1 protein-coding gene and 1 pseudogene are annotated in these 1,269 nt (G+C 70.8%); one reads left to right on the top strand and one right to left on the bottom strand.

The genetic code is table 11. The features are described from left to right. A pseudogene (locus ACLF3M_RS35250) lies at window positions 1-217 on the top strand (hypothetical protein); the annotation flags it as partial. A 20-nt stretch (window positions 218-237) separates the two neighbouring features. Here the strand turns inward: ACLF3M_RS35250 and ACLF3M_RS35245 are convergent. Then, window positions 238-1,269: sensor histidine kinase (locus tag ACLF3M_RS35245; protein WP_430661687.1), on the bottom strand; the 1,032-nt coding region annotated here is incomplete at its 5' end.

Genomic DNA, 1,269 nt, shown 5'->3' with positions numbered 1-1,269 from the left:
CAGGGCCGACAAGCTGACGGTCATCTGGCGCGAGAGGGGCGGTCCGCGCGTAGAGGGCCCGCCAGCGCGGCGCGGCTTTGGCTCGCGGGTCGTCGAGGCGACGGTGCAGAACCAGCTCGGCGGGCTGGTAGAGCGCGCCTGGGAGGCCGATGGACTGGTCTGCGTCATGACCGTGCCGGTCGCGCGTGCCCTGGCGACTGCAACGACGGTGGCCTGACGTCGCACCCTCGGCCGGCATCAACCTCGTGGGGTGCCGTTCTCGCCGGGCTGCGCGACCGGGAAGCGCAGCGTGTGGGTGGCCCCGCCGGCTGCGCTGGTGCGCGTCGTCTCGATCCGCCCGCCGAGCTGGGCGGCGAGCGCGCGCACCAGGCGCCGCCCCATGCCGCCGCGCCGGGCCAGGTCCTCCTGCAGTTCGTCCGGTGGCATGTCGGGCAAGCCGATGCCGTCATCGGCCACCACCAGCAGGAAGTCGTGGCCGTCGCGGCGGAAGCTGACGCGCACGGTGCCCTCCCGCTCGCCGGGGAAGGCGTGCTTGAGCGCATTGGTGATCAGCTCGTTCGCGATCAGCCCCACCGCGCCGGCCCGCGACACCGAGAGCATGTGGCGCTCGCCGGCCATGAGGAACAGCCCGACCGGCCGCAGATCCGAGATGCTGGCCCGCAGGTCGCGCAGGAGGTCGTGGAGGAAATTGTGGGCCTCCACCAGCACCTTGCCGTCGCGGCGTGTCAGGCGGTCATGCACGCGCGCAATCACGCGCACCCGGTCCGCGGCGGCCTGCAGCGCTGCAGCAATGTCGGGCGGCGCACCCTTCGCCTGAAGGCCGATGATCGCCGCCACGCGCGCGAGGTCGTTCTTCACGCGGTGGCCGAACTCATCCATCAGCAGATGGACGTCTCGCTCGCTCGCCTCCGCCTGGTCTCGCGCCTCCTCCGCTTGCCGGCGCGCCTCATCCGTCGCTCGACGCCCCTCATCGACCTCGACGTAGGCAAGATGCAGCGCCTCGGTGAGGATCGCGATGAACAGGCCGATGACGATGAAGAGGGAAATGCTCAACGCCGTCTCGGTGTCCGCGATCTGGAACGTGCCGATCGGCTCCACGAAGTTGTAGAGGGCGAGCGCCGCGCTCAGGAGCGTGGCGAAGATGCCCGAGCCGCGGTCGAGGATGACGGCGGAGGTGATGATGGCGGGGAAGAACAGGAGATAGGGCAGCACCGGCGTCGGACCGAACAGCCAGTAGCGGATGCCGAAGGCGGCGAAGACGAGCAGCGC

Source organism: Falsiroseomonas sp. HW251, assembly GCF_050563545.1.
Taxonomy (GTDB): domain Bacteria; phylum Pseudomonadota; class Alphaproteobacteria; order Acetobacterales; family Acetobacteraceae; genus Falsiroseomonas.
Note: the sequence above shows the minus strand (reverse complement) of the source record. Positions and strands in the feature narration are given on the sequence as shown.